A 25521-nucleotide genomic window follows, 5' to 3' on the forward strand; every position below is an offset into this window, starting at 1 on the left:
ACGGCTGCTCCGGAACTCACAGTAAGCCGTCCGATCGGCCGCCCGCCGCGTTTCGCCGTCGTCTGCAAGGCGTACGTCTTCCGGCGACCGCCGTCTTTGGTCGGTATGGCCTACCAGTTCGAGTGTTCGGAGAACGGTTGTGCGTTCCTGGTCCGCTCGAGCAGCGACGCTGAGGTCGAACGACTCGTTCGTGCCCACGTCCGAACGGTCCACGACGGACGGATCGCACAGGTCGATCTCGAGCACGAGACGGAACGGATCGAACGTGTCTGACCTGTTTCCTGCGAACAACTAAGTAGCTCCGACAGCGTGGTGAAAGTGATGGCAGACGACCCCGAGGAGGGGATGTTGTCGTGGGACGAATCCGTCTTTAGAGACGAGCACGTCTTCGAAATCGACTACGTCCCCGAGACGTTCAAACACCGCGAGGGGCAGATGGAGAGTCTCACCTACGCCCTGCGGCCGGCGGTCCGGGGGTCGCGACCCCTGAACGTGACGGTCCGGGGCCCACCCGGGACCGGAAAGACGACGGCGATCCAGAAACTGTTCGACGAGGTCGGCGCACAGACGAGCGACGTGCGTACCATCCGCGTCAACTGCCAGGTCAACTCGACGCGGTACTCGGTGTTCTCCCGACTGTTCGAAGGGACCTTCGAGTACGAACCGCCGTCGTCGGGTATCTCCTTCAAGAAGCTGTTCGGCCAGATCGCCGAGAAACTCGTCGAGGAGGACGACGTACTGGTCGTCGCCCTGGACGACGTTAACTATCTCTTCTACGAGAACGAAGCCTCCGACGCGCTATATTCGCTGTTGCGCGCCCACGAGGAGTACCCTGGTGCGAAGATCGGCGTTATCGTCGTCTCCTCGGACCCCGCTCTCGACGTCCTCGAGGAACTCGATTCGCGAGTCCAGAGCGTCTTCCGTCCCGAGGATGTCTACTTCCCGGTGTACGACCAGCCCGAAATCGTCGACATCCTCGCCGAACGGGTCGACCGGGGGTTCCACGATGGGGTCATCTCCCGGGACACGCTCGAGTACGTCGCCGACCTCACGGCCGACAGCGGCGATCTGCGGGTCGGGATCGACCTCCTGCGACGCGCGGGGTTGAACGCCGAGATGCGAGCCAGCCGCACCGTCGAGCGCCAGGACGTCGAAGACGCCTACGAGACCTCGAAGTACGTCAATCTCTCCCGTAGCCTCTCCGGGCTGACGGACAACGAACGGACGCTCCTCGAGGTGATCGCCCACAACGACGGCGATCAGGCCGGCGACGTCTACGACGAGTTCCACGAACGGACCGACCTGGGATACACCCGCTATTCGGAGATCGTCAACAAACTCGATCAGCTCGACCTGATCGAGACCGAGTACGCCGATGTCGACGGCCGTGGCCGCTCGCGATCGTTGTCGCTGACCTACGAGAAAGATGCCGTCCTCGAGCGACTCGAGTGAGCACTCGAGTGCGATTGACGCTGCTCCCCGGTCGGGCGATCCGCTCGTGGAGCAATCTACTCGGTCGTCTCCCTTTCAGGACACGGCCGCCAGTACACCTTTCTGGACCCGATCTGCTTCGATTCTAGCTCACCGAGAAACACCAGGTCCTCGAGTTTGTTCCGCGCAGTATTTCGATGGCAAGCGAAGTGGTCGGCGATCTCGGGAGCGTCGAACGGCTCGCATCGGTCCGTGTTCTCCGCGTAGAACTCGAGGATGTCGTCCGTCGTAATTCGAGGTTTCGGACCGCCAGACATCACCCTGGTGAAATCTCCACACGACGAAGCTTTGCTCCATTTCTGACTTCCTTGTCGGTGTTCGCTACGTTGGTGAACATTACTTGCTGTACACGCCACCGGTACGTCGATGACTCGGAATCGTAAATAAAGTTGCCGCAGCCAGAAAACCCAGCACGGGAGTGAAACGAAACTCAGGCTTGGTCGATTCCTTCCCGATACGATTCGGCGGCCTCGAGTGCGCTCTCGAGTCGGTTCTCGGTGTCGCCGTCGACCTGCTCGGTGAGCTGTCGAAGGTCGTTGAGGTGTTGGTCGACGACGGTGTGGTCGGGCTTGTGGTCGCCGATGACGTAGTCGTCGAACGCCTCGGCTGTTTCGCGGATCGGCTCGCGTGCGTCGTCGTCGGCCGTTTTCACCGCCTGCTCGAGGTTATCGCGAGCGTGCTCGAGGTGGTTGGACATGAGGTGACGGGGCTATCACGACCGGACGCATAATCGTTGGCTGTGCACGGTCCGGGTTCGTGTCCGTGTCTGTGTTCGGGTTCGTGTCCATGTCTGTGTTCGGGTTCGTGTCCATGTCTGTGTTCGGGTTCGTGTCCGTGTCTGTGTTCATGTTCGTATCCGTGTCCGTGTCCGTCGTCCGATCTCGACCCCACAAAGAGCACCGTCGAACCGCTGGAAGCGTCCGCCTACGGGAGTGTATGCCTCACTTACTCACATCACGTGGGAATTACGGGCGGGGCCACCGCCTACGTCGCCGCTGGTGAGGCCGACGCAACGTCGTACTGACTCGTTCGTGGGGGCTTCATCACGCTGTTTCGGGGCCACACCGCCCGGGAAACGCCGGAACAACCACCGTTACTGACTATTGGCTTTTTGCGAGCCCGGTCCTCCTACTCTCACGTATCATGCCTGTATCACGACGCACGGCGATCAAGACGATCGGGTTCACCGGTGGACTCACAGTCGCCAGCGGCACCGCGTTCGCAATGGGGGAGCACGAAGACGACGACTACCGACCGGAGGAGCCGGCCGACGCAGCCTACGTTCGCGTCGCGCACTTCTCACCGGACGCGCCGAACGTAGACGTCTACGTCGACGACGAGCCAGTACTCGAGGACGTCGCCTACGGTGCGATTTCGCCGTACCTCGAGCTGGAACCCGGGACGTACACGGTTGCGATCACCGCCGCGGGGGACCCGGATGCGGTCGTGTTCGAGGACGACGTGACCGTCGAGGCGGGCTTCTACACGGTTGCGGCGATCGGCGAACTCGAGGCCGAGACGTTCCGGCCGGAGATTCTCGTCGACGCCGATCCACTGCCGGAAGACGGGCCCGACGCGGCGTACGTCCGTGTCGCACACTTCTCGCCGGACGCGCCGGCGGTGGACGTCTGGGCCGACGATGCGCCGCTTGTCGAAAACGTCTCGTTCGAAGACGTTTCGGGGTATCTCGCAGTCCCAGCCGGGACCTACACCCTCGCGATCCGTCCCGCGGGCGATCCCGAGACCGATGTCGCGACGTTCGATGTCGACCTCGAGGCGGGGGCGGTTTACACCGGGTACGCGATCGGCTACCTCGAGCCGCCGCGGGACGTGACCGATCGGGACTTCACCGTCGAACTGGCGGTCGACGGGCCGCCGACGGTCGACGAGGACGTCCCTGCCGAGGAGTCGAAAGAAAAAGCGGACGACGGGACGGAGTACGACACGAAAGACGACGAAAAGATGGACGACGGGTCGAAGTACGACGACGAGAAGGCGGACCACGAACCTGCCGAGAAGAAGAAGAACGGGTACCACGAAGAAGGCGACGAGAAGGCTGCCTACGAACACGACGGGAAAGACGATCGGAAGGCAGACGACGCTTGCTAGACTGATCGACTGCCCCGACCCCGCCTTCGAGGGTTGGATCGCAATTTTCCGTTCGTCGTCTCTCCGCTGTCGTCACACCGACGGGACTGCCACGTTCGCTCCAGCCCATGCGAGCGGGTAAAGTGCGTCGAGTCCCTGTTCCCGACAATGAGCGACTCCGATTCTCGAGGGCCACTCCAGCCGGACAGACCCGACGTCGACCGACCGTTCGAGGTCGACGCTCCCTTCGACCCAGCGGGCGACCAGCCCGAGGCGATCGAGCAGTTGGCCGACGGCTTCCGGCAGGGGATGGACAAACAGACGCTGCTGGGCGTGACCGGGTCCGGGAAGACAAACACCGTCTCGTGGGTGATCGAAGAGATTCAGAAGCCGACACTGGTGATCGCCCACAACAAGACGCTTGCGGCCCAACTGTACGAGGAGTTCCGGACCCTCTTTCCCGACAATGCCGTCGAGTATTTCGTCTCCTACTACGACTACTACCAGCCCGAAGCGTACGTCGAACAGACCGACACCTACATCGACAAGGACGCGTCGATCAACGACGAGATCGACCGCCTGCGCCACTCCGCGACCCGATCGCTGCTGACGCGCGAGGACGTGATCGTCGTCGCCTCCGTGTCGGCTATCTACGGCCTCGGTGACCCACGCAACTACGTCGACATGTCAATGCGACTCGAGGTCGGCGAGAATGTCGGTCGCGACGAGTTGCTGGCGCGGTTGGTCGATCTGAACTACGAGCGCAACGACGTCGACTTCACGCAGGGGACGTTCCGCGTACGCGGCGATACGATCGAGATATACCCGATGTACGGCCGCTATGCGGTGCGTGTCGAACTCTGGGGCGACGAGATCGATCGCATGGTGAAGGTCGATCCCCTCGAGGGGAAAACACAGGGCGACCAGCAGGCCGTCCTCATCCACCCGGCGGAGCACTATTCGATCCCCGAACAAAAACTCGAGCGTGCGATGGAGGAGATTCGCGAGGACCTGGACAGGCGCATCTCCTATTTCGAGCGTCAGGGCGATATGATCGCGGCCCAGCGTATCGAGGAGCGGACGACGTTCGACCTCGAGATGATGCAGGAGACCGGCTACTGTTCGGGGATCGAGAACTACTCGGTCTATCTCTCCGATCGCGACTCGGGGGACGCCCCCTACACCCTGCTCGACTACTTCCCCGAGGACTTCCTGACGGTCGTCGACGAGTCCCACCAGACGCTGCCCCAGATCCGGGGCCAGTACGAGGGTGACAAGTCCCGGAAGGATTCGCTGGTCGAGAACGGGTTCCGGCTGCCGACCAGTTACGACAACCGCCCGCTTACGTTCGACGAGTTCGAGGAGAAGACGAACCAGACTCTCTACGTGAGCGCGACGCCGGGCGATTACGAGCGCGAGGACAGCGATCAGGTCGTCGAGCAGATCGTCCGCCCGACCCATCTGGTCGACCCGGAAATCGAGGTCGCCGACGCTACCGGCCAGATCGACGATCTGATGGATCGCATCGACGAGCGTATCGAGCGCGACGAGCGTACTCTCGTGACGACGCTCACCAAACGCATGGCCGAGGACCTCACCGAGTACTTGGAAGAGGCCGGCGTCGACGTCGAGTACATGCACGACGAGACCGACACGCTCGAGCGCCACGAGATCATCCGCTCGCTCCGATTGGGGGAGATCGACGTGCTCGTGGGGATCAACCTCCTCCGGGAGGGCCTGGACATTCCCGAGGTGTCGCTCGTGGGGATTCTCGACGCCGACCAGGAGGGGTTCCTTCGCTCCGAGACGACGCTGATCCAGACGATGGGGCGTGCGGCCCGCAACGTCAACGGGAAGGTCGTCCTCTACGCCGACGACCACTCGTCGGCGATGGAGTCGGCCATCGAGGAGACGCGCCGTCGCCGGCGGATTCAGCGGGAGTACAACGAGGAACACGGCTACGAGCCGACGACGATCGAGAAGGCGATCGGTGAGACGAACCTGCCCGGCAGCAAGACCGATACGACCGAGGTTTCGGGCCGCTCGCTCGAGGACGAGGACGAAGCCGCCCGCTACATCGACGACCTCGAGGAGCGGATGCAGGAGGCCGCGAACAACCTCGAGTTCGAGTTGGCGGCGGATATCCGGGACCGCATTCGGGAGGTCCGCGAGGAGTTCGACCTCGAGAGCGAGGAAGACGAGGGGATCGCGCCGCCTACCGAGGAGTTCTGACGATCCTTGGGGGCCGTTCACCAGTCACTGTGGCTCCTCACTCCCGTCCCGGTAGCAACCACTCCGCACCGCTTTCTCTCGGCCGGGTGTAGACCACGTACCCGAGGAGACCGAAGCCGCCGAGGATCGTCGTGGTCGCCGTTCCGAGCAGGACGGTCCCCAGCCGATCACTCGACATCGAAGCGCCGCTGACCTCGGCACCCACTGCAGGTGTTGGCAGCAAGTCGAGTTGCTGTGGTCCGTCGGCGGTTCCGTTTTCACCGTCTCCGTTCGCCGTCGCGTTCGAACTCGAGTTCGCCACGACTGTATAGGAGTGAGACGCCCGGTCGTCGCCCGTCGAAATCGACAGCGTGTCGTTGCCGGGTCGGTCCGGGGCGGTGTACTCGAGCGTGACGGTGTCCGTTTCACCGTCGCCGAGTTCGACGGTCCGCTGCTCCAGGAGTGCCGTTTCGTTTGCGACGGAAATCTCGGAGACGTCGGGTTCTTCGCCGACGTTCGTTGCCGTGACGGTGATCGAAACGGTCTCGCCGGTTTCGACCGACGAGGGAGCCGATACGTCCTCGATTTCGACGTACGACGCGCCGAACTCCACCCAGGACGGAACCGTATCGACTTCGACCGTCGTGTTCGCCGATACGGTGTAGTCCGACTCGTCTCGAACCGAGAGATCGATCGTATAGTTACCGACCGAGTCGACCGCGAACGCCACCGACGATCCGGCTGGCCGTTTCGAGTCGACTACACTTCCGTTTTCGTCGTATAGTTGCCAATCGTACCTCTCGACGCCGATCTCCCCCGATTTGGTATCGTACGATGCAGTGGCGGTAAACGACTCGTAGGCGTTGGTCCGTTCCGGCGCGTTCAGCTGTAGTTCCGGCAGGTTCACTGGAACCGAGGTCTCGGGATCGTCGGACTTGCCGTTGACACCGGTCACCGTCGCGGCGATGTCGACCGTCTCGTTGTCGATCTTCGGGCCGGTCACCACGATGTCGATCGATCGGTTCTGGGTCTCGGTCGTTCGCTCGCCACCGACGGTCCAGGAAATCGTCTGGGCCGTTCCCCGGTTCTCCTCGAGCGTGACGGTCACGTTCTCACCGACCGGAACTGGTTCTTGTTCGACGGCGAGCGATGCGTTGATCCGTTCTTGTAACTCGATCCGTTTCTGGGTGTCCCGATTGACGGTCATCGATTCGCTCACCGACTCCTCGATGAACCCGTCCGGTGTCTCGATTTCGATGTCGATGTCGCCGACGACTCCGATTGGCGTTTCCTCTTCGGCAGGAGCGTACCCCTCTTCGCCGGTCGAAACCACGGTACTGGCCGACACACCGTCGTGCTCGTGCGTGTAGGTCACCGTTGCGTTTTCGACCGGGAGGTCGGATTCCGAACCGACGACGACTATTTCCAGGTCGTTCGGTTCCGGGAGCGTGACCGTCCCGATATCTGCACTGCCGTCGTCGACAGTGATCGTCTCGATCGCGTAGAGATCGACGCGGCCGTCTGGGTCGAAGTCGCTTTCGCCCGACAGCAGGTCGTCGTTTCGGTAGATGAGACCGTAGGTCCCTGGTTCCTCGATGGGAAGGGTAAACGACCCATCGTCGGCCGTTTCCGCCGTCGTTATCGCTTCGTCCCCGTCGTAGAGTGCCACTTTGTCGGACGCGCTGGCGTCGCCGTCGTGGTGGACGACCGAACCGGTAACCGTCGGCTTCTCGACATCGACGACTGTGCTGGTAGCCGCGCGTTTCTCGTCAGTTTCGACTTCGAGAAACACATCCTTGTCGCCGGGGTCGTCGAACGTATACTCGAGGGTCGGTACTGACGTGTTCTCTAGATACGTGCCGTCTTCCTCGTGGATCGTCCAGTTGTAGCTCTCGATCTCGTCTTCGGGTTCGGAGTCCGAGGCATCGAGCGTAACGGTCGTTCCGACGCCGATCGAATCCGGAGCGTCGACGACTGCGGTTGGTTCTACTGCTGTCTCGTTCTCGTCGTCTTCGTCGTCTCCATTGTCTCCGTCGTCCCCATCGTCCTCGTCACTTTCGTCGTCATCGTCGTTTCCGTCCTCACCATCGTCCCCGCCGTCCCCGTCGTCCTCCTCGTCTCCATCGTTTCCGTTGTTCCCGTCGTTGTCTTCGTTTGCGTCGACACCACCGGTAGTCAACTGTCCCGATTCCGTTCGTTGCTCGTCGTCACCCGTCACTGCAGCGGGCTCCGCTCCTGCGATTGCCGGTACGGCGGTGACCGCTACGAGGAGAGCGAGCAGACCGACGACGAGGGCCCACTTCGCCGCCAGTCCTGTGAGCGGACCAGACATTCAGCACACAGTACACTTCGACGATGAAGAAAACTTTCGCTGTCGTATCGCTTCTGCGGACCACTCATGTTACCACTGCACATTACCACTTCGAAAGTCAGCGAATATATGTGTTGGCGAGTTACCATTGGTGTATGGAAAATCGAGACGCCTGGAACAGACGGCGTTTCGTCGTTGCCGCCCCGTTGCTTACGATCGGTGTGAGTGGCTGCATGCGCTTCGCCGCGGACGAGTCCGCTACCCAGCCGGAATCCGATCCATCGATCGAGACGGTCACGGCTCCCTCCAGTGTCCGCCTCGAGACAGACGCCGAAATCGGCGTCGACGTCGCCAACGACGCCTCCGTGAGACGAGACGTGACGGTTACGGTCGATCTCGAGAACCACGCCGAATACAGCGAGCAGGCCACTCTCGAGCCCGAATCCGAGACGACTGTCGACGTCTCCGTCCCGGCGGCCGAAACGGGACGCCATCGACTCAGCGTCGACGTCAGGGAGGCTGGTGAGGACGACGACGTGCTCGACGAGTGGGACGAGACGCTTACGGTCACTGGTCGATTGCTGACCCTCGAATGGGGGGAAACGTTCGTCCCGGCCGAACACGCCGGGGTCTCGGAGGACACTCGGGACCTCGCGTTCGCCTGCTTCGAACTCCGGTTACGGGAGGGAGACGAAGTCTTCGCGACGTACGCGGTCGACTCGGAGCCCGACGTCGAGTTTCTCGCAGGGGCCTATCCGAGTCAGTTGCTCGAGGACGATCGGCTCGAGGAGTTCGACGGAGAGCGGGGCCGGTGGCTCGGCACCGACGAACAGCGGACCGAACTGGTTCTGATCGACCACGAGGCGGTCGATCGGGCCGACACCCTCGAACTGCACGGCTACTCGTTACTCGAGGCGGAAACGACCGTCGAGGCACGGACGGATGGGGAAACCACCGACACGGCCGGGGTCCCGACGCGAGGGGACGGTGAGTCGGTGATCGAAATCGACCTCGAGTCGTCCGTCGACGGCTCGTGACGGGCTCTAGCGAACCGCCGTGTCGCCGTCCGCGACGAAGGTCGGATCGGACACGGACCACGGCTCGTTCTCGAGTCGCTGTTACTCCTCTCGCTCGGCCAGCAGCGTCCGTACCTCGCGTTCGACGATCTCGGGGTCTTTGAGGTGCTCGAACGCCAGGAATCCCAGGCTCCGGTTGGTGCCGGCGGTCAACAGTCGAATCGTTCCGACGTCGAGCCAGGCCTGGTACCGGCTCTGGGTGAATTCGTGTCCTCTGAGCTTGCTGATCGGAATCTTCCGGACCGTTCGCTTGTACGCGAGGTTGTATCGCCGGACGAGCGCGTCCTCTCGAATCTCGTAGGTGGTCCGGGCCAGGACGACGAGCCGTATCCCGTACCTGATAACTGTCACCGTGACGAGGACGGCGACTGCGTACAGCACGATTTCGGCGAGTACGGGATCACCGAACAGTTCGGGTTGGAGGAGGGGAACCGCCAGTGCGGCCGAGCCGACGACGAGGACGCTCGCCAACATGACGACCACTGGCCGCAGCATCGGCGTCGTCTCGTATCGCAGGTCGCCCGAGACGGGAGGTCGCCGGTCCGACGGGTCGTCGCCGAACGCGACGGTGACCGGTTTCTCGTTCGTCTCGTCTTCGGCCTGCTCGTCGCGTTCATCGTCGTTGGCGGTGGTACTTTCCCCGCCGCTACCGGAAGCGGAGCCGGAGCCCTCGGAGTCCTCGGAGTCGATCTCCGGAACTGCCTCCCGTTCGGTCATAGCGCCCCCATCGTCAGGTAGATCGTTCCGAGAACGTACAGCGCCGGCGAGAGGAGAACGAACCCCGTCGCGACCAGTGCCTCGAACCGCGTCGCGTCGTGGACGGTGCGTGCCCCGACGTACAGGACGTACAGGAAGTAGACCGCCGAGAGCAACAGCACCGTGAGGACGGCTTGCTCGAGGGTCGTCATGGCGGCCAGTTCCGGACGGCTCGCCTCGACGGGTGGGACGAGATCAGCGCCGACCAGGTCGATGAAAAACTGGATGAACGACGTCTGGAGCCAGAGGAGAAACTCCTCGGCGACGGCCAGCCCGGACTCGGTCGAGAGATAGACGACGGTCGAAAACATCACCGCCAGATAGATTCCGCTCGAGTAACTCACCGCGTGCAGTGACCGGATCGCCCCCTTCGAACTCCGGGTGAGGATCAGCCCGACGTGAAACGTACCGAACGTGAGGATCGTCGCGAGTAGCAGGAACGCACTGTTCGTGACCAGCGCACTCGAGAACTGCCAGACCGTGTGGGGATCGACGCCGAGCGGGGACAGGACGCTGGTGACGACGTGTGGCGTCGCTGCACCGTCACGGATGCCGAACCCGGCGAGAGTCAACGGGAGCGCGTACAACAGCAGGTTCACGAAGTAAAACCCCAGGAGCCGGACCGCGCTCGTGAGGGCATCCAGCGTGTTTGCGGCTTCCTGATCGGGGTCGAGGTTCACGAACGAGGAGGGACGGAACACGACGTTTACCGGCCAGCGAACTATCTGCTTTCCTGTCATTATCCCCTGGTTCAAAGTCATCGGTAATATGCTTTCTCATCAACTATTCCCGCACGGACCGGGGTTGGGCCGTCACCGAATCGCCGCTACACAGGCTGTTTCCACTCGAGCGATTTCGCTACAGTTCCAACGTATAGACCACTTCGTCTCGTTTTTCGCCGCCGATTTCGACGTCCCCTTCGCCGGTCTTCTCGAACCCGAGCCCCTCGTAGAACGCGCGGCCACCCTCGTTCGAGGCGAAGTCGATCGCTCGCATTCGGTTCATGTTGAAGTCCTCGAGGTCGTCGCGGAGCCGTTCGTGCAACGCCGTGCCGACGCCGTCGCGCTGGTGGTCGGGATGGACGTACATCCGGAGCACGTCGCCTTCGTCCCCGTGGACGACGCCGTGAGTGAAGCCGACGATCCCGTCGTCAGTTTCGGCGACGAGCAGCGCCGTTCCGGCCGCCGAGAGGGCCCGCTCGAGTACGTCCTCGCCGTACCAGTCGTCGATCGTCTCGTCGACGGTGTCGTCGTCGAGTTCCTCGTAGGTGTCGTGCCAGGTGTCGCGGGCGACTTCCCGGATCGCCTCGCGATCGTCGACGGTAGCGGGTCGAATCTCCATAGTCGTTCTACGGTAGCAACGACCAAAATTGTACGCGCAACTCGAGTTGCTCCGTTACGATCCCGTCCGTTCTGACTCGAACTCGCGGTCCCGAAAGGAGATACGCGATCACGCTGGCTGCTTGCAGTTCGAACTGGTCCGCGTCGACGGGTCCGCCGGTGCCGAGCGACGACTCGAGTTCGTGGCCTCACTCGCAGAGGCACGACTGGGTGTATTCTTTTCCTCTTTCTCTTCTTCTTCCACTTTTCCTCTCCGTCCCGGCGCGGAACCTGGGACGGATACCCGCGAAACGAGAACGATACCGAACACGTGCCGCAGTATCGTTTTGGGCCGGTACTGCGGAACGTCGATCGTGAACAGGCGAACGGTCCTCGGTGCGGTCGCCGTGTCGATCGGCGTCGCCGGTTGTCTCGGCGACGACGGAGGCGAGGCGTCCGAATCGCCGGACGAAAACGAAAACGAGGACGAAAACGAGTGCTCCCCGACGGGGATGCTCGAGGTGTACATCGCCGGGACCGTCCCGGACGAGCACGAGGTCCGCGACGCCGACGACGACGCATTCGCGAACTCGTGTGTCCTCTCGCGTGCGCTCCGGAACGCGTCGCGAAACGCGACGGACGAAACCGATCCGGACACCCGGCTGTTTCACACCTCAGGGGAGTATCTCCTCGCACACCCGGCCATCGACGACGAGCTCGGTGTCGGCGACACGTACATTGCCTACGAGGATCGGACGTATCTGGTCCGGTACGACGTTAGCGAGTGCTAGAGTCGCGACTTGATCGTCTCTGCGGTCTTCCGGCCGACGCCGGGGACGCTCCGCAGGTCTTCGAGGCTCGCCGCGCGGACGTTCTCGACGCTGCCGAACCGTCCGAGTAGTCGCTTGCGCGTCTCCGGGCCGACGCCAGGGACCTCGTCGAGTACCGTCGTCACGTCGTCGCGGATCGTCTGGTGGTACTGTACGGCAAAGCGGTGTGCTTCGTCGCGGACCCGCTGGAGCAGGTGCAGGTGGGGTGCGTCGCTGGGCCACGTGTAGTCCCGATCCGGCGTCACGACGCGTTCTTCCGCTTTCGCCAGGGCGATGGCGGGGACGTCCCATCCGACTTCCGCGAGCGCGGCGCGGGCGGCCTCGAGTTGTCCCTCGCCGCCGTCGATCAACAGCAGGTCCGGGTCCGGCCGGTCGTCACGCCCCTCGACGGCTCGCCGGGCGCGCCACTCGAGCAACGCCGTCATGTTCGCGTAGTCGTCGTTCTCGTCGGCGAGTTTCTTCCGTCGGTAGTCGGCTTTCTCGGCGCTGCCGTCGACGAAAGTGACGTCGCTGCCGACCGCCGACTTCCCCTGGGCGTGGCTCACGTCGAAGCCCTCGATGCGCTCGACCCGTCGGACCTCGAGGTCAAGCGCGTCGGCCAGCATCGCACACTCGTCACGGCCGCCGACGTTTCGCCGGGCGTTCTTCAGCGCGAGATCGACGAGTTTGGCCTCCCGACCAGCGCCGGGAACGCGCACCGAGACGCCTTCGGCTTCGAGCCAGGCCGTGACTTCCCCGTCGCCGTGGCGTTCGGGGAGCAACAGGGCGTCGGGCAGTTCGCGCTCGGCGTAGTACTGGACGACAAACGCCGAGAGGACGGCGGGCACGCCGCCCGCTCGGGCGTCGATGTCCGACGGCACGTCGGTTCCGCCGGCGGCCGGTGCCTCGAGCGTGTGTCGTTCTCGGTCGACGAGTTTGCCGTCCTCCGCCCGCAGCCGAGCGACGGTCGCATCTTCGCCTTCGATGGCGACACCGAGCACGTCGACGGCCCGTTCGTCGCCGACGGACTGGACGGCTTCCCCGCCCTCGCCGTGGAACGCCTCGACGGTCTCGAGGCGATCCCGTCGGTTGGCCGCGCGCTCGAAGTGCTGTTCCTGGGCCGCGGCCTCCATCTCCCGGCGCAGCGGGTCCGCGAGGACGCCGGTCTCGCCCTCGAGGAATCGTTCGACAGCGGTCACGTCGTCGCCGTAGCTCTCATGGCCGATCTCGTCGGTACAGGGTGCTGTACAGAGCCCCATCTCGTAGTCGAGACACGGTCGGTCGCGGTTCCGGTACTTGTGGTCGGAACAACCCCGGACGCCGTAGGTCTCTCTGAGTGCTTTGACGACAGTCTCGACCTGGCTCTTGTTCGTGTAGGGGCCGAAGACGGTCGCCGATTCGTCCGGATCGCGCGTGATCTCGATCCGTGGTGCGGCGTGGTCCGTCACCTGGACCATCGGATACGATTTGTCGTCTTTGAGCCGGACGTTGTACCGGGGCTGGTGGCGTTTGATCAGGTTCGCCTCGAGCAACAGGGCCTGGGTCTCGGTGTCGGTGACGGCGATCTCGATCTCGTCGGCCCGGTCGACCATTCGCCGAATTCGCGCGCTGCGAGGGTCGGCGTAGGACCGAACGCGGTCCCGGAGGTCGACGGCCTTCCCGACGTACAGCGTCGTCCCGTCGGCTCGAAACTGGTAGACGCCGGGCTCGTGAGGGAGTGAGCCGGCGCGTTCGCGAACCGCCTCGGCGTTCATCGGCGGCCCTAGGGAACCGGAGGGTTTCAGGTTGACTCATCGCGGCCGTCGCGCAAACGGACGCGGTACTTTCTCGGTGCTCGATCCCCCATCGACGAGCATGACCGCCTCGAGCGAGACGGACGAGACGGTGCGGTGTTGGTTGGTCGAACGCGACTACGACGACAAGGGTCTGGTAACCCTCGCCTACGCGACGAGCGACGGCGACCGCGTCTACCGCCGCGAGCTCGCAGCAGGCGCGGCGACCCGGTCCAGGGTAACTGCGGCGAAAGACGTCGATCCGGCACAGCTCGAGCCCGTCGAGGATGCCGACACTCGGGACCGATACGCGACGGAGGTCGACCGTACTGCCGATCAGTACGAGCCCGACGAGCCGATCTGACCCCACGTCCCATCTTTCTCTGTGGGTGGGAGTGCAGTTTCCGACGGGAGTGACAACCCTTATCGGCGGACGCCGTGACCACCCGGACATGCCCGCCATCGAAGTCGACGGTCTGACCAAGTGGTTCGGTGGGACGCTCGCGCTCTCGGAACTCTCCTTCGAGGTGCGAGACGGCGAAGTGTTCGGCTTTCTCGGCCCGAACGGTGCCGGTAAGTCGACGACGATCAACGTCCTTCTCGATTTCGTCCGTCCGACTGCTGGCAGCGCCGCCGTCCTGGGGTTCGACGCCCAAGAACACAGCCGCGAGATCCGGGCCCGGACCGGCGTGCTCCCCGAAGGCTATCGCGTCTACGAGCGACTCACCGGCCGCAAACATCTCGAGTTTGCGATCGAGTCGAAAGGCGTCGACGACGACCCCCAGGCGCTGCTCGAGCGGGTCGGTATTGCCGACGCGGCCGACCGGAAAGCCGGCGGCTACTCGAAAGGGATGGCCCAGCGACTCATGCTCGCGATGGCGCTCGTGGGCGACCCCGACCTGCTAATACTCGACGAGCCCTCCACCGGACTCGATCCCAACGGTGCCCGCGAGATGCGCGAGATCGTCCGCGCGGAGAACGAGCGGGGCGCGACCGTCTTCTTCTCGAGTCACAGCATGGAGCAAGTCGAGGCGGTCTGTGACCGCGTCGGCATCCTCCGGGCGGGCGAGATGGTCGCCGTCGACTCCGTCGAAGGACTACGTGACTCCCTCGAAGACGGCACGACGCTTCGCGTGACCGTCGATCGGATCGACGACGACGCGCTCGCGGCGGTCCGGGCCCTCGAGGCCGTCTCGAGTGTGAAAATCGGCGGAAGCGACGCGGAGCCGACGCTGGTCGTCGGCGTCGACGGCTCGAAAACCGCGGTGCTGGGCGCACTCGAGGACCACGGTATCGAGGTCCGGGACTTCTCGACCCAGGAGGCGTCCCTCGAGGACGTGTTCCAGTCGTACACGACGGGCTCGGAGGTGGAGGCACGATGAGTGCCGATACCACCCCGGGTGACGGCTCCGATCCCACCGCCACGTCCGCGCGTGCTGCCCCAAGTGGGGATATCGGCACCGTCAGCTTCCAGAGCGTCCGCGCCGTCGCGAAGAAGGACTTCCAGGACTCGATTCGGTCGTGGCTCTTTCTCTTTCTGAGCGTCTTTTTCTTCTCGATTCTCGTTTTCCCAACGGTGCTGCTGTGGTATCTGGGTGGCGATGCTCCGACCGCCGAAGCGACGACGGCCGGGCTCGTCGGCACCGTTCACGAGGTCACCCGGCTGGTCATTCCGGTGATCGCGCTGGTGTTGGGCTGGAAGGCCATCGCGGGTGAACGCGAGACTGGCAGTCTCAAAGTGCTGCTCTCGCTGCCACACTCCCGGACCGACGTGTTACTCGGCAAGTTCGTCGGCCGCTCGGCCGTCCTGTCGCTCTCGCTGTTCGTCGGCTTCTTCCTGGCCGCCTTCGTCGTCGCCATCCTGTTCGGTGGCTTCGATCTGGCCGACTACGTCGGCCTGTTCGCGGTGTCGGTGCTCTACGGACTAGCTTACACCAGCATCGCCATCGGACTGTCGTCGCTAACCCGATCGACGACGATCGCCGGCGCGCTCGCGTTCGGCGTCTTCGTGCTGTTCTACGTCGTCTGGGAGACCATGCTCGTCGCCGTCGACACCCTGGTCCAGCTTGATTACCTGCCCGGCGTCGAGTACACCGTCACCGGGCCCGGCGGGGACCAGATCGCGCTCGAGCGCCCCCACGACATCGCGTTTCTGTTTCACAGTTTCGACCCGGGCGTCGCCTATCGGAGCGTCCTCTCGTTCGTGACCTCGGTCGCCGAACAGGACCCGGGCGTCGTCCAGTCGATGGAAGAGGCCTTCGGCGGGAGCGTTCCTCTTTTCCTCCAGGACTGGTTCGCGATCGTCGTCTTGCTGTTCTGGATCGTCGTCCCGCTCGCGGTAGCGATCTACTGGTTCCAGTGGGTCGACCTGTAAGTCGGCGAATCGCTACGCCGCCCCATCCCACTCGCCAACGTCCACGACCAGTCCCGCCTGCCGAAGCCTGTCGGCAAGTGGATCACCGATCGCCGACGCCGGCGTGAGAACGCCGCCCTCGAGCGGCGAGTCGATCTCCTCGCGGACGAGACACATCGCGGCCTCGCCGAGCATCTTCGCGGTCGCGCCGTAGCCGGGATCACGGTCGGCGCTGATTCGACTTTCCACCACGAAGGGACCGTCAGGGGCAGTACCGCGGCCGAGTACGCGAATCGTAAAGTATCCGTTCTCGATCTCTTCTCTCGTCGGCCCCTCACCCGGGTCGGGGAACGCGACCCGGCGGAGCGCTTCCCGCGTCGGGCCGAACGTCAGTGCCGCAGTCGCCACCCCGAGGCCGGCCGTGACGGCGCTTGCACCCGCCATGCCAACCGGACCCGATCCCACGGGTACGACCTCCGTACACTCGAACTCGCGACCCCACGGATACCCGAGTAAGGCGTTGCTCCGCCGGATCACTCGTTCGTTTACGGCCGCCATCGGTGACGGAGCCGTCCACTCGCCTCGTAGCGGATCGTTTCGCGGGAACGACTGTGCTCCCGGATCGACGCCGTCGCGCTCGCCCGGCGGTGCCAGCGAGTATGGGTTCCGGAGGGTCTTCCGGGCGACCGGATCGGTGGCCGCGGCCCGGAACATCTCGAGGGCGCTCGAGGCCGTGCCGCCGCTTACCCCGCCGCGACCGTCCTCGAGGTAGATTCGAACCAGATCGCAGGGGCTCCCGAACTCGTCGATGGCGTACGACTGGACGAGCTTCGTCCCGAGGTCGGCGGGAATCGAGTCGAAACCGCAACTGTGGACGATCCGCGCGCCTGCATCGACCGCGTCCTCGTGGTATCGGTCGATCATCTCGCGGACCCAGTTGATCTCGCCGGTGAGATCGCAGTAGTCCGTTCCAGCCGCGATACACGCCTCGACCAGCGGCGTACCGTACTTCGTGTACGGCCCGACGGTCGTACAGACGACGCGGGTCGCTTCGGCGATGGCGTCTAGACTCTCCCGATCCGTCGCGTCGCCGACGACGATCGGAATCTCCGTCCAGTCGGCGCGTTGGTCGACGAGCGTCGCTTCCAGTTCCCGCAGTCGCGTCTCGTCGCGGCCGCCGAGCGCGACCGAGAGGTCGTCCGGCGTGTACTGTTCGGTGAGGTGTTCGGCGACGAGGCGGCCGGCGACGCCGGTTGCGCCCCAGAGGACGAGGTCGTGTGTCCGGTCGGTGTTCGACACGAGTACCGGTGTATTCGTGGCCCAACATCCTCAACTGTTCGGTGGGCTCTACTGATCCGGCGGTCTCTCACGGCCCGTCCCCATCATTGGTATGGCAGTGCGGTTTTGTCTCCCGCGTCCGGAAATCGGTCATGCCTACGGTTACCGTTCGTGACCGGGAACTCGAGTGCGAAACGGGCGCAGTGCTCCGGAACGTTCTTCTCCGGGCGGACGAGTCACCGCACAACGGCCGGGCCGACACCCTCAACTGTCGTGGGCTGGGGTCGTGTGGCACCTGTGCCGTTGCGGTGTCCGGCGAGGTGGGAGCGGCCGGACCTCGGGAACGCCTTCGTCTGTCGATCCCGCCCCACGATACGGAGTCAGGGCTCCGACTCGCCTGTCAGCTCCGCGTCGAAGACGATCTCGTCGTCGAGAAGTATCCGGAGTTCTGGGGACAGCACACCGAGCGAGCGGGGGAGCAAGCCGATACGGAGGAACCGTGACTGTAAGCGAGGGGATCGAACTCACCGTGATCGACGGCGACGAGCGATCGACGATCACGGTCGAACGCGGAACGACGCTTCGGGACGCCCTCCGTGACCGAGGGCTTCGGTGTCCGGAACCGTCTCGTCGCGGCTCAACTGCGGGGGGAAGGGCCTGTGTGCGACCTGTCCCGTCGAGGTCGTCCCGGCACCCGACCCGTCCACCGGCACGACGCTGTCGCCGTCCGATTCGGCTACCCGCGACTGTCCTGCTGTCTCGAGCTCGACCGCCCAATGACGGGTAGAACCCTCGAAAAACGCGTCTGGGAGCATGTAATTCCCGATAGATCGGAGTCGGAGTTTGTGGATAGTAGCGAATGACTTTTACTGTCTTGTTGACAGGATGGCGTATGATAGATACTGAGCGTGCGACTGCTCTCCGGGCCAACACGGTCCGTTCCGGGTTCGTCCACCCCGACTACGATGGGTATTGCATAAGCCGTATTCCGGGAACAGCAGCAGGCGTTCTTGACTCAGCGGTGGGGCCAACGTTACCCAACGATGTATTCGATGGTATCGATACAACCGTTTCCAACGTCCTCGTCCTGTTTGTCGACGCCTACGGGTTCGACCAGTTCCAAGAGACTCATTCCAACCTTCCGTTCTTCGACCGGATCGCATGCCGCGGTCGCGTAACGCCGCTGACGAGTGTCTTCCCTTCCGAGACTCCTAGTTGTGTCCCGACCCTCCACACCGGCCTCCAACCGGTTGAGCACGGCCAACTCGGCTGGAACCTCTATCTACCCGGTCGGGACCTCGTAGTCGAGCCGTTGCCGTTCCAGACGAAACGGGGCGACCCGATCGATCCCGACGACGGCTCCCTGTTTACTGAGACGCCAATTTATCACCAACTCGAGTCGGAGGGCATCGATACGCATATCGTCGAACCGTTCGATTCCAGCGACGATCCCAAAACCGCCGGTGCATCGACCCATACCTACACCAGTCCTGCTGACTTCGCCGTTCAGCTTCGCCGCGTCCTCGAGCAGAGCTCCGCCCCAACGTACTGTTATGGCTACACGCCTCTGGTCGATGCCGCTGGGCACGCCGAAGGCACACGTTCAGAGCGGCACAACGCCGAACTGAACTGCCTGTCTGCAACGCTCAAGCGCGAACTCTGTGATCGTCTCCGGACGGACGTTGCCGAGGAAACGTTACTACTCTTCATTGCCGACCATGGCCAAGTCGACAGTGGTTCCAGCGAGAATGTCGACGTTCTGGCGGACCCAGTCGTCGATCGACACCTCCGACGAGATCGTAATGGCGTCCCCGCGATCAGTGGGTCGGGTCGGAATCTGCATCTCTTCGTTACAGACGGCAGTACCGACCGTATTCACACGCGACTTCGCGAACGACTCGATGCACTGGTGCTGACCCGAGAAGAGGCACTGGAAAGCAATCTCTGGGGGACTCACGGACCGTCCAAATTATTCACTGAACGTCTCGGTGACCTCGTTGTCATTCCTGAAACCACCACTGTGTGGCATAGCGAAGAACCGGAAGAACTAGAACTGGTCGGCGATCACGGTGGTCTCCATCCCCGAGAACTACTCGTTCCTTTCGGTGCCGTTAGACTGGACAGCCTTGCCGGAACCGACGGCACCTCACAGACGATTCTTGGCTAACTTGTTCGGTAGTTACACAGACGAGTATTACTTCGTTACGCTCTTCTGTCGGAGATTGTTGAACCAGTTGCGGTGCTCGTCTGTGTGACGGGGAGCTCTGTGTAGAACGGTTCCTGCTGACCCAGTCCATTGCAATCAACGCACAGTCGCAAGAGGGACTCGATCAACAATGTTACACAAGAGCATAGATCAAATAATGGTTTGACCTTCGAGAAGACACGTCCCTCCCGTCAGTCAAATCCGTAACCAACGTACACGGGGTAGAAATCGACTGCAGTCCGTCAGAGCTGGGTGTTAAATAGGGGTTCAGCATCACTCGGCTCTTGATTCACCAGAAATAATTCAAATTTCCTGATGGTTCTTTCATTGAAGGGGGAACGATCGAGCGGCTATCGCTCTTGGTCGCCGTTTTCCTTATATCGCCTGTCGCAGCTTCAATATCAGTCGCTTTGATCGAGGCTACCTAGCCACGTCCTGCGAACGGATATTGAAGCTGCAACAGGCTAGTAACAACTGCAAGCCAGTACACACCGATCGCCGGTCTCTCTGGCGATCAGGTGCGCACTGACTTGCAATGGCTACTATAGGTTCGCAGGCCACCCGATCGGTTAGCCCCCGAAATACGTCGTCACAACACCCTCCGTGACCGCTGTGAGTGGTGTCTGTTCCTCCCTCGCTTCCAGTGAACTCCAGTGAGCCCCAGTGAACCGCGAGCGACCCGAAGGCAGACACCGACAGCAGTCACGTGGCCGGAATCCACCTGTTATTTACGACCGGCGGAATACCATCCGCCGATGGTCGAAACGGTGCTGGCGGTCGGAGTTATCGCCTCGATTTTCGTCGGGTTCAACATCGGCGGCTCGTCCACAGGGATCACGTGGGGTCCGTCGGTTGGTGCTGGAATCGTCACGAAGACGACCGCTGCGGCGGTTATGACCGTGTTCGTCTTCCTCGGCGGCTGGACAGTCGGTCGGAGAGTGATGGACACGCTCAGCGACGGAATCATCACGACCGACCTCACGCTGACTGCCGGGGTCGCCGTCCTCTTTTTCATCGGTCTGGGGATGCTCGTCGCCAACGTTTTCGGCGTTCCCGTCCCGACCTCGATGACGACTGTCGGCGCGATCGCCGGCCTCGGGCTGGCCACGGGGACCCTGAACTACCCGATGGTCGCCGAGATCATCTCCTGGTGGATCGTGACGCCGATCATCGGCCTCTGGGTCGGTGTGCTGATCGGTCGCTACATCTATCCGTGGGTCAACCGCCGGGTCGACATCGAGAAGTCGGATGGCCCTCTGCTTCGACTCGAGTCCAGCGGCTCGATCCCGACGCCGGCGCTCGGCCCGAACACGACGCGACAGGAACTGGCAACCACGATCGCGGTGTTTGCCATCGGCTGTTACATGGCCTTTAGCGCCGGAGCGAGCAACGTCCCGAACGCCGCCGCACCGCTGGTTGGCACCGGTGCCGGACTGGAACCGGACACCGCGATCATCGTCGCCACGCTGGCGATCGGCCTCGGTGGGTTCACCATCGCCCGCCGGACGATGGCGTCCGTCGGGGGCGAACTGAGCGACATCCCGTTGCTCGCGGCGCTTTTCGTCATGGTGACTGCGTCGACGATCACGACGCTTCTCTCGTGGGCTGGCATCCCGATCAGCCTCGTGATGGCGACGGTGATGACGATCGTCGGCATCGGATGGGGACGGGCTACCCGTCCCGTTACTGTCCGCGAGGCAGTCACTCGTGAGGTGGAAGACACGGAGATCGACCTGGGTGCAATCGTCGCCGAGGAGAAGGTCGGCGAGAACGCTCCTCGAATCGGGCAACCGGAGTCCGAAGACGTGCTCCGTGGGGCCGACCTGTTTAACCCTCGAGCGATCGTCAAGTACGTCTCGATGTGGATTATCGGGCCGTCGATGTCGACGATCCTGGCTTACGGATTCTTCGTCGCATTTCCGGGAGTCGCCTGACGCTGCTCGCTCGGTGCGAGTTCGGAGTCACTCGGATTCGTCGTCGACTGATTCCTCGACTATCCCTTCGACTTCGTCCTCTCGCGGCCGCCGGTCGACCCGTTCGTCGACGGCTTCGACCTGAGCCTGGACCTCGTCGACCTGTTTCTCGACGGTTTCGCCGACCGTCTCTTCGACGGTCTCTTCGACCTGGCTCTGGACTTCGTCGACCTGCTTTTCGACGGTTTCCTCGACGGTCTCTTCGACCTGGGCCTGGACTTCGTCGACCTGTTTCTCGACGGTTTCACCGACTGTCTCTTCGACGGTCTCTTCGACGGTTTCACCGACTGTCTCTTCGACGGTCTCTTCGACGGTTTCACCGACTGTCTCTTCGACGGTCTCTTCGACGGTTTCACCGACTGTCTCTTCGACGGTCTCTTCGACCTGGGCCTGAACTTCGTCGACCTGTTTTTCGACTGTTTCGCCGACCGTCTCTTCGACGGTTTCACCGACCGTCTCCTCGACTGACTGTTCGACTGTCTGGCCGACCGTCTCTTCGACGGTCTCCTCGACTGTCCGGGTCATCCAGTCCGGGTCGAACCGGGCCATCTTCCAGACGACGTGGACGACGTAGGCGGCGAACACGCCGATACCGAACGCGATCCCGACCCTCGTCTCGAGAAGGGCGATCAGCACGATCGAGAGCGCGATCAACGCGCCGTAGGCGAGATCGACGGCCGCGTCGACGTGGACCGGATTCAACATCGGTACTCGTCACCTGTGTTGTTCGAGCGAACGACCGTAGGCCGGCTCGCGACCCGATCGTTTCGACTGGACGCCGTCTTTCTCTCTGCCCAGCGGACGCTTCGTCTGCAAGAACCCTGGCCGACAGACATGATGACGAAGCGTACGGAGCGGTCAGTTGAAATGCTTTCGTACATGGATCGTTCGACGGCCGCTCCGTTCGACCTGCTCGCTCTCATTGTGACCGAACAGAGCCATTTTTACGATCTGCTCGCGTGAGTTTCTACTGTGACCGAAGTACTGCTTATCGTAGGGCTTCTCGTCGCGGTGTTCGTCGGGTACAACATCGGCGGCGCGACGACCGGCCCGGCGTTCGGTCCGGCCGTCGGCGCGAACGTCATCACGAAGCTGATGGCAGCCGCGCTAATGTCTGTCTTTTTCTTCCTGGGTGCGGTCACGATCGGCCCCGAGGTCGTCGAGACGCTCGGCGACGACCTCGTCCACGATAGTTCGATCTTCACGCTTCGGTCGAACGTCGCCGTCCTCTTTTTCATCGGCGGCGCGCTGTTCGTCGGGAACTACGTCGGTGTCCCGGCGTCGACGTCGATGACTGCCGTCGGCGCGATCGCCGCGCTCGGGTTCGCGACCGGCGAGCTCGCCTTGGACGTGCTGGGAGAGATCGTCGTCTGGTGGATCGTCGCACCGATCATCGGCTTCTGGGTCGGCGGCCTCGTCGGCCGATACTTCTACACCCGGATCAACGAGTGGGTCGCGATCGAGGGAAGCCGCGACGGCGAGAAGATGATCCGAGTCTCGTGGTCGGGGCTCGTCCCACAGTTCCAGTTCGGCTCGAACGCCGACCGTCGGGAGATTACAGGCGCGTTCGTCGTCGTCGGGATCGGCTGTCTGATGGGTTTTTCCTCCGGAACGAGTAATATCGCCAACGCGATCGCGCCGATCTACGGCACCGGCGACGTCGACATGTTGACGCTGATCCTGATCGGCTCCGCGGCGGTCGCGGTCGGCTGTTTCACCATCGCCCGCCGAACGATGGAGACGCTTGGCAACGACATCACCAACCTGCCGCTGACGGCTGCGATCGTCGTCGCAGTCATCAGCTCGACGATCGTCGTCGGACTCTCCTCTATCGGCATTCCCGCCAGCTTCGTCGTCATCGCGACGATGACGATCGTCGGACTCGGCTGGGGCCGTGCGACCCGAACGACGACGCTCTCGAAAGCTGCCCGCGGCGAAGAGGAGACGCGCGTCTCCGTCGGCGCACTGACCGTCGAAGAGGAAGGCGAGGAGTCACCCGAGATCGGAGAAGAGGAGCCCGAAGACATCCCGAAGGCGTCCGACCTGTTCGATCCGTCGACGACGGCCCGTGTCATCGTCATGCAAAACATCGTCCCGATCATCTCGACGGTCGGGGCGTTTCTCACGTTTCGGTTCGTTCCCATCTTCGGGTTCTGAACCGCGGTGAACGGTCGTTCGTGGTCTCGAGTCTCGTGCCAACAGTTCACGACCCGCCATTTGTCGCCTATTGGTGGTTTGAGTGGGGTTACGCGCCGCTTTTGTGTTAAAAACGATTGAAGACTGAACAGCAAGCTATACCAGTCCGGCCCTCGAATCAGCAAACGATGCCCACGGTAGAATACCTCAACTACGAAGTGCTGGACGACAAGGGCTGGGACATGTACGACGAGGAAGTCTTCGAGAACGCCGCCGAGGCCGATCTCGATGACGAGGACTACGGTACTCTCGAGGTCAACGAGGGCGAGTACATCCTCGAGGCCGCCGAGGCCCAGGGCTACGACTGGCCCTTCTCGTGCCGTGCCGGCGCTTGTGCGAACTGTGCCGCCATCGTCGTCGAAGGCGAGATCGACATGGACATGCAGCAGATCCTCAGCGACGAGGAGGTCGAGGAGAAGAACGTTCGTCTGACCTGCATCGGCTCCGCCGAGACCGACGAGGTCAAGATCGTCTACAACGCGAAGCACCTCGACTACCTGCAGAACCGCGTCATTTAAACTGACGCACACAAGCGTCACTTTTTATCGCTCACCCACTTCCAGAAGCGGTAGCGCTACCGTTCGATCGGGTGTCGGTCGATCCGCCGTCGTCCGGATCGGAACCGGACTCTGGCCGGGGCACTCGAAATCCCGTGACCGAAGTCGTGGGTGGACTGCTCCCGACTCGAGTCGAGAGCCGGACGAGGCCGAAACAATAACGCCGCCGGACTCGAGAGAGACACGTATCCGTGAGCGTGACACTCGGCGTCGTCTCCGCGACCGGCCCTGACCTCCTGCGTCTCGTCGCTCTCCCCGTCTTCGCCTGGGTCGCGATCCGGGATATCAAGACCAGACGCGTCTCGAGTGGCGTCTGGATTCCGCTGGCTCTACTCGGTGGCGTCCTCCTCGTCTGGGAAGGGTGGACCGCTCGAGCGGCCGGCGGCCACGCCTGGACCCACGAGTTCCTCGTCCCCGCGGCGATCAGTCTCGGGGTCGTCGTTCCTATCGCGTACCTGTTCTGGTGGTTCGGTGGCTTCGGCGGTGCGGACGCGAAGGCCTTGCTCGTGCTCGCTTTGCTGTTTCCGACCTTCCCGGAGTACGCGATCGGTGCCGTCAGCCTTCCCGTCACGACGACGCCGGTTGGCGCGTTCTCCTTTACCGTTCTGACAAACGCCGTCCTCGTCGCGATCGTGATCCCGATCGTGCTCGCGGTGCGAAACGCGATCGCGGGACGGATCGCGCCCGTGATGTTCATCGGCTGGCCGGTCGCCATCGACGACCTTCCGGAACGGCACGGACGACTGCTCGAGACGCCGGCGGGAGTCTCTCGAGGTGGGCTGGATCTGGATGCTTTGCGGATGTACCTCCGGTGGCGCGGTCTTTCGCTCGCCGATATCCGCGAGAACGGCGACCTGCTGCGCGATCCGGCGACGCTACCCGAGGAGCCGAACCCGCCGACGGACGGCGCGGTCACGGCAGTGCCCCACGGTACCGGCGAACCGGACGACTCGCTCGATGCTTCGGTCCGTGCTGACGACGACGATGGTGATGACGACGATGACGAGGGCCAAGACGAAGGTCCGTCGGCCTCCGACTACGACGATCCCTGGGGAGCGGACGCGTTCCTGGCAGACATCGACGGGACGGCTTACGGCACCGCTCCCGCGGACCTCCGCGAGGGAC

Annotated in this window: 24 protein-coding genes and 1 pseudogene; 16 read left to right on the top strand and 9 right to left on the bottom strand. The window is 63.1% G+C overall.

Going from position 1 to position 25521, the window contains the following annotated elements:
- Positions 1-105: 105 nt before the first annotated feature.
- Together C446_RS18030 and C446_RS10190 are read left to right on the top strand one after the other, a co-directional pair.
- Complete coding sequence (locus C446_RS18030; protein ID WP_006673013.1) at positions 106-273, top strand: DUF1059 domain-containing protein; 168 nt, start codon at positions 106-108, stop codon at positions 271-273.
- 48 nt (positions 274-321) lie between these two features.
- Entirely contained in the window at positions 322-1452 is a 1131-nt protein-coding gene (locus C446_RS10190; protein WP_006673014.1) for an ORC1-type DNA replication protein, read from the top strand.
- 56 nt (positions 1453-1508) lie between these two features.
- Here C446_RS10190 and C446_RS10195 read toward each other — a convergent pair whose 3' ends face one another.
- Both C446_RS10195 and C446_RS10200 read right to left on the bottom strand, forming a co-directional pair.
- On the bottom strand, positions 1509-1748 hold the full coding sequence (locus tag C446_RS10195) for a hypothetical protein (protein WP_006673015.1): 240 nt from the start codon (positions 1746-1748) through the stop codon (positions 1509-1511).
- A gap of 173 nt (positions 1749-1921) precedes the next feature.
- Positions 1922-2188 carry a DUF7553 family protein gene (locus C446_RS10200; RefSeq protein WP_006673016.1) on the bottom strand — a complete coding sequence of 89 codons (267 nt, stop codon included), beginning with the start codon at positions 2186-2188 and terminating at the stop codon, positions 1922-1924.
- Between the two features lie 446 nt (positions 2189-2634).
- Between C446_RS10200 and C446_RS10205 the strand changes: the two genes are divergently transcribed.
- Both C446_RS10205 and uvrB read left to right on the top strand, forming a co-directional pair.
- Positions 2635-3600, top strand: a complete 966-nt coding sequence (locus C446_RS10205) for a DUF4397 domain-containing protein (RefSeq protein WP_006673017.1) — start codon at positions 2635-2637, stop codon at positions 3598-3600.
- A 147-nt stretch (positions 3601-3747) separates the two neighbouring features.
- Positions 3748-5811 carry an excinuclease ABC subunit UvrB gene (gene uvrB / locus C446_RS10210; RefSeq protein ID WP_006673018.1) on the top strand — a complete coding sequence of 688 codons (2064 nt, stop codon included), beginning with the start codon at positions 3748-3750 and terminating at the stop codon, positions 5809-5811.
- A 37-nt stretch (positions 5812-5848) separates the two neighbouring features.
- Here the strand turns inward: uvrB and C446_RS10215 are convergent, their stop codons facing one another.
- Positions 5849-8122 carry a PKD domain-containing protein gene (locus C446_RS10215; protein ID WP_006673019.1) on the bottom strand — a complete coding sequence of 758 codons (2274 nt, stop codon included), beginning with the start codon at positions 8120-8122 and terminating at the stop codon, positions 5849-5851.
- Between the two features lie 134 nt (positions 8123-8256).
- Between C446_RS10215 and C446_RS10220 the strand changes: the two genes are divergently transcribed.
- Positions 8257-9138 carry a hypothetical protein gene (locus C446_RS10220; protein WP_152419423.1) on the top strand — a complete coding sequence of 294 codons (882 nt, stop codon included), beginning with the start codon at positions 8257-8259 and terminating at the stop codon, positions 9136-9138.
- Positions 9139-9219: 81 nt separating this feature from the next.
- Here the strand turns inward: C446_RS10220 and C446_RS10225 are convergent, their stop codons facing one another.
- From C446_RS10225 to C446_RS10235, 3 genes are all read right to left on the bottom strand, one after another.
- Complete coding sequence (locus tag C446_RS10225) at positions 9220-9894, bottom strand: PH domain-containing protein (protein WP_006673021.1); 675 nt, start codon at positions 9892-9894, stop codon at positions 9220-9222.
- Positions 9891-10673 (bottom strand): hypothetical protein, encoded by a 783-nt coding sequence (locus C446_RS10230; RefSeq protein ID WP_006673022.1) that lies wholly within the window; start codon positions 10671-10673, stop codon positions 9891-9893. Before C446_RS10230 ends, C446_RS10225 begins: the two co-directional genes overlap by 4 nt.
- Before the next feature lie 118 nt (positions 10674-10791).
- On the bottom strand, positions 10792-11274 hold the full coding sequence (locus C446_RS10235) for a GNAT family N-acetyltransferase (protein WP_006673023.1): 483 nt from the start codon (positions 11272-11274) through the stop codon (positions 10792-10794).
- A gap of 352 nt (positions 11275-11626) precedes the next feature.
- On the opposite strand from C446_RS10235, the gene C446_RS18750 reads away from it, so the two are divergent.
- On the top strand, positions 11627-12043 hold the full coding sequence (locus tag C446_RS18750; protein ID WP_152419424.1) for a hypothetical protein: 417 nt from the start codon (positions 11627-11629) through the stop codon (positions 12041-12043).
- On the opposite strand, the gene C446_RS10245 is transcribed toward C446_RS18750, so the two are convergent.
- Complete coding sequence (locus tag C446_RS10245) at positions 12040-13815, bottom strand: excinuclease ABC subunit C (RefSeq protein WP_006673025.1); 1776 nt, start codon at positions 13813-13815, stop codon at positions 12040-12042. The two genes, C446_RS18750 and C446_RS10245, sit on opposite strands and share 4 nt — an antisense overlap.
- Positions 13816-13915: 100 nt before the next feature.
- Between C446_RS10245 and C446_RS10250 the strand changes: the two genes are divergently transcribed.
- The 3 genes from C446_RS10250 to C446_RS10260 all read left to right on the top strand — a co-directional run bounded on the left by C446_RS10250 (position 13916) and on the right by C446_RS10260 (position 16207).
- Positions 13916-14197, top strand: coding sequence for a hypothetical protein (locus C446_RS10250; protein WP_006673026.1), 282 nt, complete (start codon positions 13916-13918; stop codon positions 14195-14197).
- Positions 14198-14285: 88 nt separating this feature from the next.
- Entirely contained in the window at positions 14286-15215 is a 930-nt protein-coding gene (locus C446_RS10255) for an ATP-binding cassette domain-containing protein (protein WP_006673027.1), read from the top strand.
- Positions 15212-16207, top strand: a complete 996-nt coding sequence (locus tag C446_RS10260) for an ABC transporter permease (RefSeq protein WP_006673028.1) — start codon at positions 15212-15214, stop codon at positions 16205-16207. Before C446_RS10255 ends, C446_RS10260 begins: the two co-directional genes overlap by 4 nt.
- A gap of 12 nt (positions 16208-16219) precedes the next feature.
- Here C446_RS10260 and C446_RS10265 read toward each other — a convergent pair whose 3' ends face one another.
- Positions 16220-17485, bottom strand: coding sequence for a saccharopine dehydrogenase family protein (locus C446_RS10265; protein WP_006673029.1), 1266 nt, complete (start codon positions 17483-17485; stop codon positions 16220-16222).
- Between the two features lie 131 nt (positions 17486-17616).
- On the opposite strand from C446_RS10265, the gene C446_RS10270 reads away from it, so the two are divergent.
- From C446_RS10270 to C446_RS10285, 4 genes and pseudogenes are all read left to right on the top strand, one after another.
- Positions 17617-17967 carry a 2Fe-2S iron-sulfur cluster-binding protein gene (locus C446_RS10270; protein WP_006673030.1) on the top strand — a complete coding sequence of 117 codons (351 nt, stop codon included), beginning with the start codon at positions 17617-17619 and terminating at the stop codon, positions 17965-17967.
- Positions 17964-18327, top strand: a pseudogene (locus C446_RS20460) (2Fe-2S iron-sulfur cluster-binding protein). Before C446_RS10270 ends, C446_RS20460 begins: the two are co-directional and overlap by 4 nt.
- A complete protein-coding gene (locus C446_RS10280; protein ID WP_083861108.1) occupies positions 18324-19631 on the top strand; it encodes an alkaline phosphatase family protein in 1308 nt (435 codons plus the stop codon). Before C446_RS20460 ends, C446_RS10280 begins: the two are co-directional and overlap by 4 nt.
- A 794-nt stretch (positions 19632-20425) precedes the next feature.
- A complete protein-coding gene (locus C446_RS10285; protein WP_006673033.1) occupies positions 20426-21604 on the top strand; it encodes an inorganic phosphate transporter in 1179 nt (392 codons plus the stop codon).
- Positions 21605-21631: 27 nt separating this feature from the next.
- Here C446_RS10285 and C446_RS10290 read toward each other — a convergent pair whose 3' ends face one another.
- Positions 21632-22348, bottom strand: a complete 717-nt coding sequence (locus tag C446_RS10290; RefSeq protein ID WP_006673034.1) for a glutamate/valine-rich protein — start codon at positions 22346-22348, stop codon at positions 21632-21634.
- Between the two features lie 267 nt (positions 22349-22615).
- Here C446_RS10290 and C446_RS10300 point away from each other — a divergent pair, with 267 nt between their 5' ends.
- The 3 genes from C446_RS10300 to C446_RS10310 form a co-directional block, all read left to right on the top strand.
- Positions 22616-23800 (top strand): inorganic phosphate transporter, encoded by a 1185-nt coding sequence (locus C446_RS10300; protein ID WP_006673036.1) that lies wholly within the window; start codon positions 22616-22618, stop codon positions 23798-23800.
- 167 nt (positions 23801-23967) lie between these two features.
- Positions 23968-24357: a ferredoxin Fer gene (fer, locus tag C446_RS10305; RefSeq protein ID WP_006673037.1), complete on the top strand. Its 390-nt coding sequence runs from the start codon at positions 23968-23970 to the stop codon at positions 24355-24357.
- A gap of 236 nt (positions 24358-24593) precedes the next feature.
- The coding region (locus tag C446_RS10310; protein ID WP_006673038.1) for a prepilin peptidase at positions 24594-25521 on the top strand (928 nt) is incomplete at its 3' end.

This window comes from Halobiforma nitratireducens JCM 10879, from assembly GCF_000337895.1.
GTDB classification, from domain to species: domain Archaea; phylum Halobacteriota; class Halobacteria; order Halobacteriales; family Natrialbaceae; genus Natronobacterium; species Natronobacterium nitratireducens.